The following is a 17,036-nucleotide window of genomic DNA, read 5'->3' as shown; positions in this document are numbered from 1 at the left end:
TAAGCTTTATTTTTTTAGCATCTCTCGGCTCATTAATATTTTCATTCTGATTGAAATTTTTTTTTTGATATTCGCATATAACTGTCTTTTGTTCTTTGTTGTTTTTGCTGGATTCCCTATCTTATTTCACAAAGTATCTTTTCTTTAGAATGATTATATATTAGTTTAAAATGTCGTATAACATGTCGGTGTAAAATATTGTTTGTCAGGTAATTTTGCGGTGTGTTTTGGGATTTTGAAAGGAACTGCCATTACTTGTTATTTGTATATATACATATTTAGATAATTTTGCCTTCGGATATCAGATAAATAAAATTGTTTCTAACCAAACGTTTAAAATATTCAGGATGAAGAAAACCATTACCGTAATTATTCTTCTTTCCATTGCAGTTTTGGTATTAATAAATATTCTTAATACAGAAGAAGAGTATTACAATCTAAAATTGGAAGAACTGAAGCAGGAATATGCGATAAAACCTGTGTCTTCCATTAATCATAGTTTGTTGCCCGAGTTGCAACGCGAGTTTTCCACACCGCAGGAAGTAACAGAAACTTGCATAAGTTGTCACACCGAACGCCACAAAGAGGTAATGAACTCGGCTCACTGGAACTGGGAGCGTGTTTCGTATGTGGAAGGACGGGGAGTGGCAGCAGCCGGCAAAAAAAATGTGCTGAACAATTTTTGTTTGGGGGCACAGTCCAATGAGCTGTCCTGTGCAAAATGTCACATTGGGTATGGAATGACCAACGACCATTATGACTTTAACAACGCACGTAACGTGGATTGCATGGTTTGTCACGATAACAGTGATTTGTACCTGAAAGGGTCTGCATCTGCCGGTTATCCGGATCGTACTGTGAATCTGACGTTGGTTGCACAGAGTGTTGGCACTCCGGAAAAGATTAACTGCGGCAGTTGCCATTTTTACAGTGGCGGCGGCAACAATGTAAAGCACGGCGATTTGGAAGTTGCTTTGCTTGCCTGCGACCGCGATGTTGACGTGCACATGGCAGCTAACGGAATGGACATGTCGTGTGTTGCTTGTCATACCGGCGAAAACCATCAGTTAAAAGGAAGGCTTTATTCGGTTTCTTCCACAAATACAAACCGTGCCACATGCGAGCAGTGCCACACTGCAACTCCGCACTTCGATGATATTCTGAACCGGCACAATGCAAAAGTTTCCTGCCAGGCTTGTCATATTCCGGAGTATGCAAAAGTAAACCCGACCAAAATGTCGTGGTACTGGTCCGATGCCGGAAAACTCAGGGACGGCGAGCCTTATGAAGAATTTTCCAGCGATAGTACGCAAGAGTACATGTCTATAAAAGGAACGTTTACCTGGGCTAAAAACGTAAAGCCCGACTACATGTGGTTTAACGGAACGGCTGACCACTATTTGTTGGGAGACACCATAAAGTCAGTGCCGGTGCAGATGAATACGCTGTTTGGTTCTCATAACGATCGCGACTCGAAAATCATTCCTGTTAAAATTCACCGGGGCGACCAGATTTACGACAAGAAATATAATACACTCATTCAGCCAAAACTGTTTGCCGAAAGCAAAGGAGACAGCGCTTACTGGAAAGATTTCGACTGGGAAACTGCTGTTGCTGCCGGAATGGAAAGGGTTGGGTTACCGTACAGTGGCGAGTACGGGTTTGTGAAAACGGAAATGTACTGGCCGGTGAATCATATGGTGGCTCCAAAAGAAAAAGCAGTGAGTTGCGCCGAGTGCCACACCCGAAGCGACGAAGGAAGGTTGGCATCACTTGCCGGATTTTATCTGCCCGGCCGCGATTACAATAAACCGCTCGATTTTTTTGGCTCTTTCTTGTTCTTCGGAGCGCTGATTGCTGTTTTTATTCATGCTGCTTTCCGCGTGATTATATCTTTGCGAAGGAAAGAGTACGATGCGAATGTGATTGATTACGAGAATAATAAACCTGAATAAAATAGGTGAATATGAAACGTGTATATGTTTATAAAGGGTTTGAACGATTCTGGCACTGGACGCAGGCATCGTTGATAATATTTCTGGCTTTCACCGGATTTGAAGTCCACGGAACTTTTCATGTTTTGGGGTTTGAGCACGCTGCCCGCTTTCATCGGGTTGCCTCCTGGATGTTGATTAGCCTCATTATTTTCGCTATTTTCTGGCATGTGGTAACAGGAGAGTGGCGGCAATATATTCCCACAACAAAAAAGCTGCTTGCACAAATTCGGTTCTACAGTATTGGAATGTTTAAAGGAGAAAAACATCCCACAAAAAAAACGGAGGTAAAAAAATTGAACCCGCTGCAGCGGTTAGTATATCTTGGTTTCAAGCTGGTGTTGGTTCCGGTTACTGTAATTTCAGGAATAATTTATATGTTCCATAAAACCATCGACAGAAACGATATTGTTATGGTTAGTGATTTTTCGCTCGAGACTGTTGCGTTTTGGCACACGTTGGGCGCGTTTTTGCTGATGGTGTTTTTAGTGGTGCACGTGTACATGACAACTACCGGGCACACGCCGACATCGAATATTCAGGCGATGATTACCGGATACGAGGATTTGGAAGACGATGCTGAAGAATCGGAACAGCAGGAGGTGAGCTGAGTTTGTAGAATTTAATTGCAGAAATTAAAATAAATCGAAATGAAAACGAGTGAATCAACAAAGCCCAAAGCTTATATGAATCCTTATCTGGCAGGTTTTCTGCTTGGCCTGGTTCTGTTGGCAACAATATATATTACCGGGCGGGGGCTCGGTGCCAGTGGCGCTTTCAAAAGTGTAGTTATTGCTTCTGTTGAAACAGTGGCGCCTGCTCATGCTGAAAACTCAGCGTATTACACCAATTTTAACGAAACAAACCCACAGGGGCCGTGGAAGAATTTTCTGGTTTTTGAAGTGCTGGGAGTGCTGGTTGGCGCTTTCTTTTCAGGAGTGCTGGCTAACCGTACAGGCCTGAAACTGGAAAAGGGGCCGCGGGTTTCCAATGGCGTTCGCATTGCCGGGGCAATTGTGGGTGGAGCGCTTTTCGGATACGGCTCGCAGTTGGGGCGGGGCTGTACCAGTGGATCGGCGCTTAGCGGAATGGCAGTTCTTTCGTTGGGAGGAATTCTGACCATGCTTGCCATTTTTGGTGGCGCTTACATGTTGGCTTATTTTTTTAGAAAACTCTGGTTAAAATAGAAGAACTATGGGACCTTTAGTACCTTTTATCATAAGCGAAGAATTTAGTTTGGTCATTGCATTCTTTTTGGGAATTGGCTTTGGTTTTGTTCTCGAACAGGCCGGGTTTTCTTCAACCAAAAAGTTGGTAGGGCTTTTTTACGGATACGATTTTACCGTATTGCGCGTATTTTTTACGGCAGGAGTTACAGCAATGGCCGGGACTCTTCTGTTGGGGCATTACGGATTGCTCGATTTGAGCGTTATCTACGTGAATCCTACCTTTTTGAAATCAGCGCTTCTGGGCGGAGTTATCATGGGAGCAGGGTTTATTATTGGCGGATTTTGTCCGGGAACAGGGGTGTGCGCACTGGCTATTGGCAAGCTCGATGCACTGGCTTTTGTGTTTGGCGCCATCCTTGGTGTTTGGGCGTTTATTGAGTCTTTCCCTTTGTTGGAAAGCATTTATTATGCCGATGCGATGGGGCCTGTTCGTATTTCAGACTTTTTAGGGATGTCTAATGTAGCATTCGGATTTTTGCTTTCCCTTATGGCAATCGGGGCATTTGTTGCCACCCGGCTTATCGAAAATAAAGTGAATAAACGTAAGCCAACAATAGAGCGGCGAAAAAGGAACCGGTATGCACTGGCTGCAGCTTCGCTGTTTGTGGTGTTGGCGGTAACGGCTTTTTTGCCGGGCAAGCAGGATATCATAAATATGAAAATTGCCGAGGCAAAACGCCAGCAAACCTGTGTGTTTAAGGAAATTCCTGCGGATAAACTGGCCGACGAAATTGTAAATAAATATTATGCGCTGAATGTTATCGATGTGCGGACTCCCGAGGAGTTTGAGGCATTTCATTTGCCCATGGCCATTAATATTCCTTTTGAAAAAATGATGGAGCGGCAATATGAGCCGTTGTTTAAACAGCGTTTAAAAACCAATATTTTTTATGCCGATGGCGATACGCTGGTTCGTATGGCCTGTCTGAAGGCGAAGTACATCGGGAAATCAGAGAATATGATTATGAAAGAAAGTGCCCTCGAGTTTCGCGAAATGTTTTACGAGGCCCAGGCGCCTTCGGCTGAAGCGCCAAAAGGCGAATTGCAGGTTTACCATTTCAGAACAAACACGGCACGCCAGATGAATGACCTGGTTGATGCGTTGAAAAATATTGGTGCACCGGTAAAACGCGAAGCAGTGAAAATAAAAGGCGGTTGTTGATATTCGCCAGCTTGTTAATAAAAACGAAGAAAGCTGTCTGATCCGATATTCGGTTGGACAGCTTTTTTCTTTTCGGTATTTTTGTTTCTTATTTAAACGAAAAGTATGTCAAAAATTCTTGTTATCGACGACGAACGCAGTATTCGCAATACGTTAAAAGATATTCTGGAGTACGAAAAATACGAAGTTGATTTGGCCGAAGATGGGAAAAAAGGCCTTGAAATGGTGAAACAAACAGAGTACGATATTATTTTGTGTGACATAAAAATGCCGGGAATGGATGGCATTGAAGTGTTGGAACAGTTGCATGTGGTTGCCCCTGATTCTCCGGTTGTAATGATCTCCGGGCACGGTAATATCGATACGGCTGTAGAATCAATAAAAAAAGGTGCTTACGATTTTATTGAAAAGCCGCTGGATTTGAACCGGCTGCTGATTACAATTCGTAACGCAATGGATAAATCAACATTGGTAAATGAAACCAAGATTCTGAAGAAGAAAGTCAGCAAAAAATTTGAAATCATCGGTGAATCACCGGCCATCAAAAGAGTGATTGAAATGGCAGATCGTGTGGCGCCAACCGATGCACGTGTACTGATTACCGGTTCAAACGGAACGGGCAAGGAGCTGGTTGCCCGCCGCATTCACGATCAGAGTAACCGTTCGGCTGGGCCGTTTGTGGAAGTTAATTGCGCTGCTATTCCGTCGGAGTTGATTGAGAGCGAGTTGTTCGGCCACGAAAAAGGCTCGTTTACCTCTGCCGTAAAACAGCGCAAAGGTAAATTTGAGCAGGCCAATGGCGGAACACTGTTCTTGGATGAAATTGGGGATATGAGCCTTCCGGCGCAGGCCAAAGTTTTGCGCGCACTGCAAGAGAGCGTTATTTCCCGCGTGGGCGGCGACAAGCACATAAAAGTGGACGTGCGGGTAGTTGCTGCCACCAACAAAAATATTGCAGTAGAAATCGAAAACAATCGGTTTCGCGAAGATTTATACCACCGCCTGAGTGTAATTCTGATTCATGTTCCGCCGTTGAACGATCGCCTGGACGACATCCCTTTGTTGGCCAACTATTTTATCAGCCATATTTGTAACGATTACGGAATGCCTGAAAAAGCAATTACCGACGACGCCATTGCCGAACTGCAAAAAATTAACTGGACCGGCAACATTCGTGAATTCCGAAATGTAATCGAACGACTGATAATTTTATGCGATAAGCAAATAACCGGCGAAGACGTTCAGAAATTTGCAGCGCCCCTGAAATAAATCCCGAAAACTATTATTCGGGATCTTCCCACTCTTTGTTCTGAATGTAGGTTTCGATGTGGCGGTCGTATTTTACCTGGTAAATATCTTTTATTGTAACGATGATTCCGGTTTCCAATACACCGCCAAATTTTTCGTTCTTGGCCGTGCCAAATGTCTTCATCGACGGAGACAGGTTCATATAGGCATTAATTAACGGAGGAACATTTTCTCCGAATTGCCGTACTGCCTGAACCAGAATTTTGTAATCGTCTTTGTAATTACTACCGGTAAAAATTTCTTTCATCTTTGCTTCATCGTACCCAAATTCCACCTGTTTTTTAGGGTAAACCAGGTCTTCCTTGTCGCGGAAGTATTTCTTGAAAAAGTACTGAATCAGATTTCGTGCTTTGCTGTGAAAATGCTGATACATGGTTACTTTTCCGAAAAAGTACTGAATTTCCGGATGATCTACTGTCAAAGCGCCCAGCCCGTCCCAGAGGTTATCCAGCGCAAAAAGCGCTTTTGCACCTGCTTTGCTCGACTGGTAAGCCGGCTGTACAAACGAACGTCCCAGCTCCAATGTGTGCGGCAGGTATTCTTTTATGAATTTATCGGAAAGATTAAATAGCCTCGATGTGGCCATTTGTACTTCGCCGTTTTCATCAACGGGTGCTTCCGGACAAAGCATGTATCTGTATCCTCCCAAAATTTCCTGGGAGTCGGGATCCCAAACAATCAGTTGTCTGTATGGATACTCGGCAACATCATAATTGTCAATGTCTGTATCCTTCCCGGTACCTCCACCAGCATCTCTGAAAGTAATTTCACGCAAGCGCCCTATTTCGTGCATAACAGCAGGAGAATCGAGGTGTGTAATCACGTAAATTTCGTTTCCTCCTTTGTTGGTTTTGCGCAACATCTTATTGGGCGTCAGCTCTGCAATGATCTGTTCCTTCGGAAGTGGTGCAACAATTTCTTTCATCAGTTATTATTTATAATGAAACGGAGTGCAAAAGTAACAAAATTGATGTAGGTTGATTCTGAACACTCTATAAATTTGTATCTGCTACACAATCAGGTAATTTATAAACTTTCTCTTTAACCCATTCTGCCCACTGCTGTAATGTCTTGGATTTGTTAAATGTAGACCAGGGGATGGGTTTACCGAAATAGATGTGGACATCGGTGTCGTGATGCCGCATGGTTTCGTCGGGCAGGAAAAACATTTCAAGATTCCATTTAATATGCAGAAACTTACGGATGTTGGCCAGTCTGTAAAAACGATTGGTGTTTCGTCCGCTAATAAAAACGGGAACTACGTCGCGTTTGTGTTGTATCGACTTGGAAATAAAATGTTTTTTCCACTCCAAATCCACAATTTTTCCTTTTATTTTACGAGAGGCCAGCCCCGACGGAAAAATTAATATTTGTGCATCAGAGTCGTAAGCATCCTCCAGAATTTTTGCCGCTTTTCTGCTGTGGCTGCCATGCTTGTTTATTGGTATAAAAAAGTCGTTAAGCTGCTTGATATTTAAGAGGATGTCATTTGTTAGAAATTTGGCATCTCCAAGTTTTGCATTAACCGTTTTTAGCAGCAATAACCCATCAAACCCGCCAAGTGGATGGTTGCTGGCAAAAATAAATTTTCCCGATTCAGGGATGTGTTCTGCGCCATGCAGAAAAAGCTTTACGCGGAACTCTTTTACTACTTCGTCAACAAATGCAATTCCCCTCAGATGCCCGTTCCTTTTTAGTAAATCGTTAACAAAATCGATATGTACAATTTTGTTAATATACCGGTATATGAAACCTGGCGTAAAGCGGGCCAGAGTAGGACTCTTCGATGCAAAAACCTCTCTGATGTTGATAGGCTTAAACGGAACTATTTTTCCTTCTTCCTCTATCATCTCTTTTTTAATCATTAATTCGAATACAAAATAAACCGATTAAAAAGTATTTGAAGTATTTCGTTTAAAAATATTTTTTATTTCAATCAAAACATAACTTTAAGTATTTCTTTTTAACTGTTTTTTGCCTTGTTTTTATAGTTATTAACTATTGTTAAAATGCGTGGTTGTTGAAAACAAAACACTGAAAACGTGATTGTTGTTTTGTCTTTCTTGTGAGTTACGATTGTTTTTTCAACAGTTTAATAACAATTTTTTCAACAGTGTAGCAGTGTGTGGCGGTGGCACAAAGTGGAATAGTGTGGCATGATATGGAATAAATTCTTACTTTTACACTATAATTAAAACAAAAGAGGTGAAATGACTGAATTCACAGGGACATATAGTGCAACCATCGACGACAAAGGGCGCATAGTGCTCCCTGCCGCCTTCAAAAAGGAGATGGGTGAGCTGGCTCTGGAACCTCTTGTTATTGAGCGGAATTTGTTTAAGGATTGTCTGGATATTTATCCCGAAAAATATTGGAACGACCGGGTGACAGAATTCAAAAGTACTCTCGACCCGTTTGATGAGGAAGACGATGATTTTCTCCAGTTTTTTTATGAGAATTTCATAAAAGTAGGAATGGCCGCCAATGGTCGTATTAACATTCCTGCCGACTACCTCGGGTACGGGAAACTGACAAAAAATGCCCGCCTAATCGGGATGGGGCTTTCTATTCGTGTTTGGGATGTGGACGTTTACGAAGGCCAGCGAATGGCGAAATCGACTTTCGTTCAGCGATTCAAAGAGAAAAGAAGACAAAAATCAGCGGAATAATGACAGATGCGTATCACATACCGGTGATGCCTACGGAATGCATTCAGGGGTTAAGCCTGTTTCCGGGGGCGCAGGTGGTAGATGCCACCTTTGGGGGAGGTGGCCATTCCCGGCTTATCCTGGACGAACTGACCAAGGGAAGGCTTTTTGCCTTCGACCAGGATGAAGATGCTGCCGGCAATGTGATACACGATGACCGGCTTTTTTTTATCCGGCATAATTTTAGGTATCTCAAGAATTTTTTGTTCTACTACGGAGTAGAGCAGGTAGATGCAGTGTTCGCTGATTTGGGTGTGTCATCGCATGATTTTGACGTGCCTGACCGCGGGTTCTCGTTTCGTTTCGACGAAAAACTGGATATGCGGATGAATCGCAAAGCCCCGGTGGATGCTGCTCAGGTGCTGAATAGTTACAGCGAAGAGCAGTTGATTTTTATTTTTAGAATGTACGGGGAAATAAAGAATGCACGTCGTTTGGTTGGCGAAATTATTGCTGCCAGAAACCGGCAGCCATTGAAAACAACCGGGCAGCTAAAAGAGGTTGCTTCAAAGTGCGCACCCCGGGCCCTTGAAAACAAATACCTGGCGCAGGTTTTTCAGGCTCTTCGTATTGAGGTGAATGACGAAATGGACGCTTTAAAGGAGTTTATGGAAGCTTCTTTGGATGTGTTGAAGCCGGGTGGCAGGCTGGTGATTATTACCTACCACAGTTTGGAAGATCGGATTTGTAAAAATTTTATGAAAGCCGGCAACTTTGAAGGAAAAGTGCAGAAAGATTTTTACGGGAACGTAGAAAGTCCGTTTAAGTTGGTGAACCGGAAAGTAATTGTTCCTCAGCCCGAAGAGTTGGAGAAAAACACACGCTCGCGAAGCGCTAAATTACGGATTGCAGAAAAGATTTAAAATGACAGAGAAAACAAAAAATAGCAAACGGAAACCTGGTATGAAGTCATTTTTGGGGGGCACCATCCTAACCGACGAGCGGTTTACAAAACAACTGCCGTTTTTGGGATTGCTGTCGCTTTTCGCATTGGCACTCATTACAAACCGCAACTGGTCGGAACGTACCATTCGGCAGATTGAGGTTGTGCAGGATACGCTTGATGAATTACGCTCAGAATCGATTACGCTTTCTGCCCGCCTGATGGATGCCAGCAGGCCGTCGGAAGTGGTTGAAAAAGTTGAGGCAGCCGGACTTGGTCTCGAAGAACCTGTTCGTCCGCCAATGAAAATTATAGTGCAAAAAAAGTAAATAGAGGTGGAAATCCGGAAATCCATAGTATCACGAATTGCTGTCATCTATTTTTTTCTGTTGATATTCGGAGTGGTGGTCATTTTTAAAATGATTTCCGTTCAGCAGATAAAAAATGACAGGTGGGAGCAGATTGCCAAAAATCTGAAAGATAATACTGTGCATATCGAACCCAACCGGGGAAATATTTGTGCAGACGACGGCAGTGTGCTTGCTACTTCGGTTCCGGGTTATTATGTGCGTATCGATTTGGCTGCAGAAGGGGTAAAGCGGGTTTATGCAAAAGAGAGCGACTCGCTGGCTTATTACCTCTCCAATTTTTTTAAAGATGCTTCCCGTGCTGAATACAACAGAAGACTGAATTCCGCTTATAAAAATGGTAACCGTGGATTTATGCTAACTCAGCGTAAAGTGGATTACCAGGAACTTCAGCAGATTAAGAAGTTTCCGATTCTTCGTCGGGGGCGCTTTGGCGGCGGAATGATTATCGAACAGGAGAATCAGCGCGTCACACCACTTGGCTCTTTGGGATTACGTACCATTGGCGACCTCAATAAAGGAGCTTACGGTGGTGTTCATGGAAATATTGGTTATACCGGATTGGAAGGGGCTTACGAACAATATCTGAAAGGAAAAGAGGGGATAAGTTATCGGGAAAATCTTTCGGGAAGATGGGTGACCCGCATCGAAATTGAGCCGCAGGATGGTATGGATATCATCACCACATTAAATGTAAAACTACAGGATATTACAGAAAGCGCGTTGCTGCGCAGTCTCGAAAAACACAGCGCCGATTGGGGAACTGCCATTTTGATGGAGGTTGAAACCGGCGAAATTAAAGCCATTGCAAATCTCGGGAAAGAAAATGGCACTTATCAGGAAAACTACAATTATGCGCTGGGGCACGCCGGTTGTTACGAGCCGGGCTCAACGTTTAAATTGATTTCTCTGATGGCTGCAATGGAGGACGGTTTAGTCGACACCAGTGATGTGTACGATACAGGGAGCGGTGTTTGGAAATACAAAGACCGCACAATTTATGACAGCGATTACCGGCATGGCGGCCACGGAAAAATGACGGTTAAGCAGATTTTTGAGAAATCGTCGAACGTGGGCGTGGCCAAAATAATTACCGAGGTTTACGAAAACAACCCGCGAAATTTTGTTGATCGTATTTATGGTTTTGGGCTGAATAAACCGTTGGGCGTAGAAATAAAAGGCGAGGGGAAACCATTTTTTAAATACCCCGGAGATTCCGATTGGTGGGGAACAACACTTGCCTGGATGTCGTACGGCTACGAGTCGAAAATGACCCCGCTTCAGATATTGACTTTTTACAATGCTGTTGCCAACGATGGCCGGATGGTAAAACCCCGCCTGGTAAGGGAAATACGAGATAATGGTGTTTTGGTGAAACAGTTTAATACCGAGGTGTTGAACCCAATGATTACAACCCGCGAAACCGTTGGTAAAGGACAGAAATTGTTGGAGGGCGTTTGTGAATACGGCACCGGAAGATCGTTGCGTAACCCGTGGTTTAAAATTGCCGGAAAAACCGGCACGGCACAGGTTTCAACGGGCCAGTCGGGCTATCAGAAAGGAATGTACCTCGCATCGTTTGCCGGTTATTTCCCTTCCGATAATCCGGAGTATTCACTCATTGTTACGGTAAACAATCCCCGGGTTGGTTCTTATTATGGTGGTTCGGTAGCCGGACCGGTTTTTAAAGAGATTGCCGAACGGGTTTTTGCCGTGAGAAACATGTTTGAAGAAACAGAAGAAGAGATGCCCGAGTCTGATGAAATGCCGGTGTTTCCGGCCATAGAAAAGGGAAAATCGGAAAATATTGTTCGCATTGCCGAAGAGTTGAACATCTCGGATATTTCGGGGCAGCCGGGTACTATGCTTGCAACCGCCCGGACGGTGGATAACGGACTGGTTCTCGATGAAGTGGAGTTTCGCGAAGGAAGGGTTCCTGATGTGCGGGGAATGGGCGCCAGCGATGCGGTTTTTGTACTAGAAAACGCAGGGCTAAAAGTAAAAATAAAAGGAGCCGGAAAAGTTACAAAACAATCGATTTCTCCCGGTTCCGGCTTTCAGAGGGGAGCTTATGTTTATTTAACATTGGATTGAAAATGAATTTGGAATTATTGCTAAAAAATATTGATTGCCTGGAAGTGAAGGGAGAGCCTTCACAGAAAATTACTTCGGTGGAATTTGATTCGCGGAAAGTAGCGCCGGGTGCTGTTTTTATTGCACAGAGAGGGCTTCATGCCGATGGGCATCGCTTCATTCCGGCCGCAATAAAAAGCGGTGCGGTTGCCGTTGTTTGCGAAGAATACCCGGTTCCCGAACCGTCTGGTGTTGCATTGGTAAAGGTTGAAAATGGGATGAAAGCAGTTGGACAGATTGCCTCTGCTTTTTACGGTTTCCCGTCCCGCAAAATGAAAGTGGTGGGTGTAACCGGTACAAACGGAAAGACCAGCATTGCAACGCTGTTGTTTCGGTTGTTTCGCGAGCTGGGGTACAATGTGGGGTTAATTTCTACTATTTCATATCGAATAAACGAAATAGAAGAAACAGCGTCCCAAACAACGCCCGATGCTCTTAAAATTCAGCAACTGATGGCAAAAATGGCAGACGCAGGTTGCGAGTTCTGTTTTATGGAAGTGAGCTCGCATGCTGCACATCAGCACCGAATTGCCGGGATTGAGTTTGCCGGCGGAATTTTCACCAATATTACGCACGACCACCTCGATTATCATAAAACGTTTGCAGAATATATTAAAGCCAAACAACTGTTTTTTAATGCGCTTTCGGAAAGTGCTTTTGCACTGACCAACATCGATGATAAAAACGGGTTGATAATGGTTCAGAATTCAAAAGCACGGAAAATCACCTATTCGAACCGGGCAATGGCCGACTTCCGCTGCAAAGTACTCGAAACGCATTTTAACGGAATGCTTTTAAGTATTGAAGGGAAAGAAGTGTGGACACGTTTTGTGGGGAATTTTAATGCATCTAACCTGCTGGCAGTTTATGCTGCTGCGGTTAATTTGGGGCAGGATTCAGGCGAGGTGTTAACCCGCATAAGTAACCTCGAACCGGTAAAAGGAAGATTTCAGACCATTCGCAGCGAAGACGGGAAAATGGCTATTGTGGATTATGCCCACACGCCCGACGCGCTGAAGAATGTTTTGAAAGCCATTGACGGGATTCGCACAGGGAATGAGCAGGTAATTACTGTGGTTGGTGCCGGCGGCGACCGCGATAAAACCAAACGGCCGGAAATGGCGCAGGAAGCAATTCTCGGAAGCGATAAAGTTGTTCTTACCTCAGATAACCCCAGAACTGAAGACCCTGCGCAAATAGTAAAAGATATGGAAGCCGGCGTTGAACCGCAATGGAAAAATAAAGTGGTTTCCATTGTAAACAGGCACGAGGCTATTAAAACTGCTGTTTTGTTGTCTCGTCCGGGCGATATTATTCTGATTGCCGGAAAAGGCCACGAAAACTACCAGGACGTGAACGGGGTTAAGCATCATTTTGATGATGTGGAAGAGGTGAAAAAATGTTTTGGCATTGAAGATTAAAGAAAGGAAAAGATATGCTTTATTTTTTGTATGAATGGCTGGCAGAAACCAATATTCCCGGAATCGGAATGTTTCAATACATTTCGTTCAGGTCGGGTGCGGCCATCATTTTGTCGCTTTTTATAACCACTGCTTTCGGGAAGAAGATGATTCGCATTCTTCAGCGCAAACAGATTGGGGAGGAAGTTCGCGACCTTGGGCTGGAAGGACAAATTCAGAAGAAAGGAACTCCAACAATGGGAGGTCTGATTATTCTTTTTGCCATAATTGTGCCCACATTGCTTTTTGCCCGCCTCGACAATATTTATATTTTGCTGATGTTGATAACCACCGCCTTTCTGGGGCTGATTGGTTTTGTTGACGATTACATCAAAGTTTTCCTGAAAAACAAAAAAGGGCTGGCCGGAAAATTCAAAATTTTGGGTCAGGTGTGTCTCGGTATTTTTGTGGCAGCAACCCTTTTTATGAGCGATGATGTAATGGTTAAGGAACACGTGAAAGGTGCATCAGGAAGCGATTTGCGCGAAATAGTAGTGGATCCGCAAACAGGCCAGCAGAAACTGGAGTATGTAACTCACGATGTGAAATCGACCAAAACAACCATCCCGTTTGTCAAGCAAAACGAATTTGATTATGCCTGGCTGGTGGCTTTTGCCGGAGATGCAGCATCTTGGTTGAGATGGGTGGTATATGCGTTGGCTATTATTTTAATTATAACCGCGGTTTCCAATGCTTCAAACCTCACCGACGGGCTGGACGGCCTGGCCACGGGAACGTCCGCAATAAGCGGCGCAACGCTGGGCGTGTTGGCGTATGTGAGCGGTAACGTTATTTATGCCGATTACCTTAACATCATGTACATTCCGCACGTGGGCGAGCTGACTGTTTTCGTTGCTGCCTTTATTGGTGCAACCGTTGGCTTTTTGTGGTACAATTCGTACCCGGCACAGGTTTTTATGGGCGACACCGGAAGCCTGGCTCTGGGAGGAATACTGGCGGTTTTTTCTGTGATAATCCGCAAAGAAATTTTGATTCCTCTATTGTGCGGTATTTTCCTTATCGAAAATTTGTCGGTAATCATTCAGGTGACCTGGTTTAAATATACCAAACGCAAATATGGCGAAGGACGCAGGGTTTTCTTAATGAGCCCCATTCATCACCATTTTCAAAAGAAAGGAATTCACGAAGCTAAAATTGTTGCCCGCTTTTGGATTGTGGGAATCATTCTGGCTGTGTTGACCATTGTAACATTGAAAATGAGATAGTAAAAAGTAAGAAATTATGAGAGATAGATTAGTCATACTTGGAGCAGGAGAAAGCGGGGTGGGATCAGCCATCCTGGCGAAGCAGAAGGGGTATGCCGTATTTGTTTCTGATTCGGGAAATATAAAAGACAAATACAAAGACATTCTTTCGGAATATCAGATTGAGTTTGAGGAGGGGCAGCACTCTGACGCTAAAATACTGGATGCCCAAACCGTGGTGAAAAGTCCCGGCATTCCGGATACTGCGCCGTTGATTCAAAAACTGAATGAAAAAGGAATTCCGGTGATTTCGGAAATTGAATTTGCCGGCAGGTATAACACGGCAAAAACCATTTGTATTACCGGTAGTAACGGGAAAACAACAACTACGCTGCTTACATATCATATTCTGAAAAAAGCAGGACTGAATGTCGGCCTTGCCGGAAATGTCGGCAAAAGCTTTGCCTGGCAGGTAGCCGAAACAAATCACGATGTCTATGTAATTGAGCTGAGCAGCTTTCAGTTAGACGGGATGTACGATTTTAGGGCTGATGTATCCGTTCTGATGAATATTACTCCCGATCATCTCAATCGTTACGGTTACGTTATGCAGAATTACGTCGATTCCAAATTCCGCATTCTTCAGAATCAGACGGAAAACGACGTTTTTATTTATTGTGCCGACGACGACATTATTCAAAACGAAATAGCAAAAAAAGAGATAAAACCAGCTTGTATTCCCTTCTCGTTGAAGGAGCCGGAAAACCCGGGAGCAGGTGTCTCCGAAAAGAAATTGATAATAAATTTTAACCAAAAACAATTCAGCATGTCAATTCTGGATTTATCCTTACAGGGAAAACACAACACGTACAATTCCATGGCTGCAGGTATCGCAAGCATGGTTTTTCAGATCCGCAACGATCAATTGCGCGAAAGCCTTGCCGGGTTTCATGGCGTTGAACACCGGTTAGAAAGGTTTTTAAAAGTTCATGGCATTGAGTTTATAAACGACTCCAAAGCCACCAACGTAAATTCTACCTGGTATGCACTGGAAAGCATTCCGAAGTCAATCGTTTGGATTGCCGGAGGAATAGACAAAGGGAACGACTATTCCATGCTTAATCCGCTGGTAAAAGAAAAGGTAAAAGCAATTGTTTGTCTGGGAAAAGACAATGCGAAAATTCATTCGGCCTTTGACGGGCTGGTGAAAAACGTGATAGACGTATCGAGTATGGAAGAAGCCGTAAAAGCGGCGTATTATCTGGCTCGGAATGGCGATACTGTTTTGCTGTCGCCGGCTTGTGCAAGTTTCGACCTGTTCGAAAACTACGAAGATCGTGGAAAACAATTTAAAGAACAAGTAAGGAATTTGTAAATGAATTTGACTCAGTCGAAAATATTCAGAGGCGACCGGGTTATTTGGATTGTGCTTCTTTTGTTGTCGCTGTTGTCGCTGTTAATTGTTTACAGCTCAACTGGCGCTTTGGCTTACCGGCAGGCGTCCGGTAATACTATGCACTTTCTTGTCCGGCAAATCTTTTTTCTGGGAGCAGGGTTAGGGCTAATGCTGGTTATGGTTAATTTTCTTTCGGTTAAAATTTATTCTATCCTTGCCAACCTGCTGGTTTATTTGAGTATTGGTTTGCTTTTAATTTCTGCTGCTATGCAATTTGCGGGCATGGCAAGTGGTAGCGGACGTACTTTGGATATCGGGTTTATATCTTTTCAGCCGGCTGAGCTGGCAAAGATTTCCCTGATTATGTTTTCGGCTAAAGTTCTGGGGAAAAAACAACAATCTAAAGAAGAGCTTAAAAAAGCATTTTTAATAGTAATCTCTCACACTGTGGTTATTTGCGGGCTGATTTTTCTTTCGAATTTCTCCACCGCAGCATTGCTGTTTGCTACTATTTTAACCATGTTGTTTGTGGGGCGAGTTCCGCTAAAATATTTGGCAATTGTAATAGGGGTGGGCGTTGGTATTGTGGTGGCTACCTATTTTCTGGCCGACCAGTTTCCGTCTGCTCCTACGAGGATGCACACTGTAAAAGGGAGAATCGACCGGTTTATTAACGGCGACCCCAACGCAGAAAAAGGAATCACCCAGGCCGATTATGCCAAACTGGCCATTTACGAAGGAGGAATTCTGGGAAAAGGCCCGGGAAATTCGGATGTAAGTAATTACATGGCCGCTGCCTACAACGACTTTATTTTTGCCATAATTGTGGAAGAATACGGATTGATTGCAGGAGTGGGCGTGATGTTTCTTTACCTCATTTTCTTTTTCAGGGCGGTGGTTATTGTGCGAAGAGCCACGCGAACCTTTCCGGCTTTTCTGGTTACCGGGCTTACCATGTTGCTGGTATTTCAGGCGATGATAAATATTGGTGTTTCAACCGGAGTGTTGCCCGTAACAGGACAGCCGTTGCCGTGGGTGAGCCTTGGTGGAACGTCGTTGTTGTTCACGTCAGTGGCTTTTGGTTGTATTTTGAGTGTAAGTTATCAGAATCAGGTGAATCGTGAGATTCAAAAGCCTCCGGTACAGGTGGCATTGCCCGATGAGGATTACGAGATAAATAAATAGAATGA

Annotated in this window: 15 protein-coding genes; 13 read left to right on the top strand and 2 right to left on the bottom strand. The window is 43.9% G+C overall.

Annotation, left to right across the window (positions count from 1 at the left end; translation table 11 throughout):
- Window positions 1–347: 347 nt before the first annotated feature.
- The 5 genes from BUB08_RS09980 to BUB08_RS09960 all read left to right on the top strand — a co-directional run bounded on the left by BUB08_RS09980 (window position 348) and on the right by BUB08_RS09960 (window position 5,654).
- Window positions 348–1,955, top strand: a complete 1,608-nt coding sequence (locus tag BUB08_RS09980; RefSeq protein WP_073001297.1) for a tetrathionate reductase family octaheme c-type cytochrome — start codon at window positions 348–350, stop codon at window positions 1,953–1,955.
- An 11-nt stretch (window positions 1,956–1,966) separates the two neighbouring features.
- Complete coding sequence (locus tag BUB08_RS09975) at window positions 1,967–2,605, top strand: cytochrome b/b6 domain-containing protein (RefSeq protein ID WP_073001295.1); 639 nt, start codon at window positions 1,967–1,969, stop codon at window positions 2,603–2,605.
- A 39-nt stretch (window positions 2,606–2,644) separates the two neighbouring features.
- The gene (locus BUB08_RS09970) at window positions 2,645–3,181 is read left to right on the top strand and encodes a YeeE/YedE thiosulfate transporter family protein (RefSeq protein WP_073001293.1); all 537 of its coding nucleotides are present in this window, start codon (window positions 2,645–2,647) and stop codon (window positions 3,179–3,181) included.
- A gap of 7 nt (window positions 3,182–3,188) precedes the next feature.
- On the top strand, window positions 3,189–4,385 hold the full coding sequence (locus BUB08_RS09965; protein WP_073001292.1) for a YeeE/YedE thiosulfate transporter family protein: 1,197 nt from the start codon (window positions 3,189–3,191) through the stop codon (window positions 4,383–4,385).
- Window positions 4,386–4,490: 105 nt separating this feature from the next.
- On the top strand, window positions 4,491–5,654 hold the full coding sequence (locus tag BUB08_RS09960) for a sigma-54-dependent transcriptional regulator (protein ID WP_073001290.1): 1,164 nt from the start codon (window positions 4,491–4,493) through the stop codon (window positions 5,652–5,654).
- Between the two features lie 13 nt (window positions 5,655–5,667).
- Here the strand turns inward: BUB08_RS09960 and BUB08_RS09955 are convergent, their stop codons facing one another.
- Entirely contained in the window at window positions 5,668–6,618 is a 951-nt protein-coding gene (locus BUB08_RS09955; protein ID WP_073001289.1) for a glycine N(alpha)-acyltransferase GlsB, read from the bottom strand.
- A 67-nt stretch (window positions 6,619–6,685) separates the two neighbouring features.
- The gene (locus BUB08_RS09950) at window positions 6,686–7,558 is read right to left on the bottom strand and encodes a lyso-glycine lipid O-acyltransferase GlsA (protein WP_245820190.1); all 873 of its coding nucleotides are present in this window, start codon (window positions 7,556–7,558) and stop codon (window positions 6,686–6,688) included.
- Window positions 7,559–7,903: 345 nt separating this feature from the next.
- Here BUB08_RS09950 and BUB08_RS09945 point away from each other — a divergent pair, with 345 nt between their 5' ends.
- From BUB08_RS09945 to BUB08_RS09910, 8 genes are read left to right on the top strand one after another with little or no spacing between them, the layout of a single operon-like run.
- A complete protein-coding gene (locus tag BUB08_RS09945; RefSeq protein WP_073001287.1) occupies window positions 7,904–8,362 on the top strand; it encodes a division/cell wall cluster transcriptional repressor MraZ in 459 nt (152 codons plus the stop codon).
- On the top strand, window positions 8,362–9,264 hold the full coding sequence (gene rsmH / locus BUB08_RS09940) for a 16S rRNA (cytosine(1402)-N(4))-methyltransferase RsmH (RefSeq protein ID WP_073001285.1): 903 nt from the start codon (window positions 8,362–8,364) through the stop codon (window positions 9,262–9,264). The genes BUB08_RS09945 and rsmH overlap by 1 nt, the downstream gene beginning before the upstream one ends.
- Before the next feature lies 1 nt (window position 9,265).
- Entirely contained in the window at window positions 9,266–9,613 is a 348-nt protein-coding gene (locus BUB08_RS09935) for an FtsL-like putative cell division protein (RefSeq protein WP_073001284.1), read from the top strand.
- 6 nt (window positions 9,614–9,619) lie between these two features.
- Window positions 9,620–11,746, top strand: coding sequence for a penicillin-binding protein (locus BUB08_RS09930; protein WP_073001282.1), 2,127 nt, complete (start codon window positions 9,620–9,622; stop codon window positions 11,744–11,746).
- A 2-nt stretch (window positions 11,747–11,748) separates the two neighbouring features.
- Window positions 11,749–13,206, top strand: coding sequence for a UDP-N-acetylmuramoyl-L-alanyl-D-glutamate--2,6-diaminopimelate ligase (locus BUB08_RS09925; protein WP_073001281.1), 1,458 nt, complete (start codon window positions 11,749–11,751; stop codon window positions 13,204–13,206).
- Between the two features lie 14 nt (window positions 13,207–13,220).
- Complete coding sequence (mraY, locus tag BUB08_RS09920) at window positions 13,221–14,471, top strand: phospho-N-acetylmuramoyl-pentapeptide-transferase (RefSeq protein WP_073001279.1); 1,251 nt, start codon at window positions 13,221–13,223, stop codon at window positions 14,469–14,471.
- Window positions 14,472–14,487: 16 nt separating this feature from the next.
- A complete protein-coding gene (gene murD, locus BUB08_RS09915) occupies window positions 14,488–15,825 on the top strand; it encodes a UDP-N-acetylmuramoyl-L-alanine--D-glutamate ligase (protein WP_073001278.1) in 1,338 nt (445 codons plus the stop codon).
- On the top strand, window positions 15,826–17,031 hold the full coding sequence (locus tag BUB08_RS09910; protein WP_073001276.1) for an FtsW/RodA/SpoVE family cell cycle protein: 1,206 nt from the start codon (window positions 15,826–15,828) through the stop codon (window positions 17,029–17,031). It abuts the gene before it with no gap.
- The last annotated feature ends 5 nt before the right edge of the window (window positions 17,032–17,036 follow it).

Source organism: Mariniphaga anaerophila (assembly GCF_900129025.1).
Lineage (GTDB): Bacteria > Bacteroidota > Bacteroidia > Bacteroidales > Prolixibacteraceae > Mariniphaga > Mariniphaga anaerophila.
The sequence above is the reverse complement of the archived record's forward strand: the minus strand, read 5'-3'. Positions and strand labels throughout refer to the sequence as shown.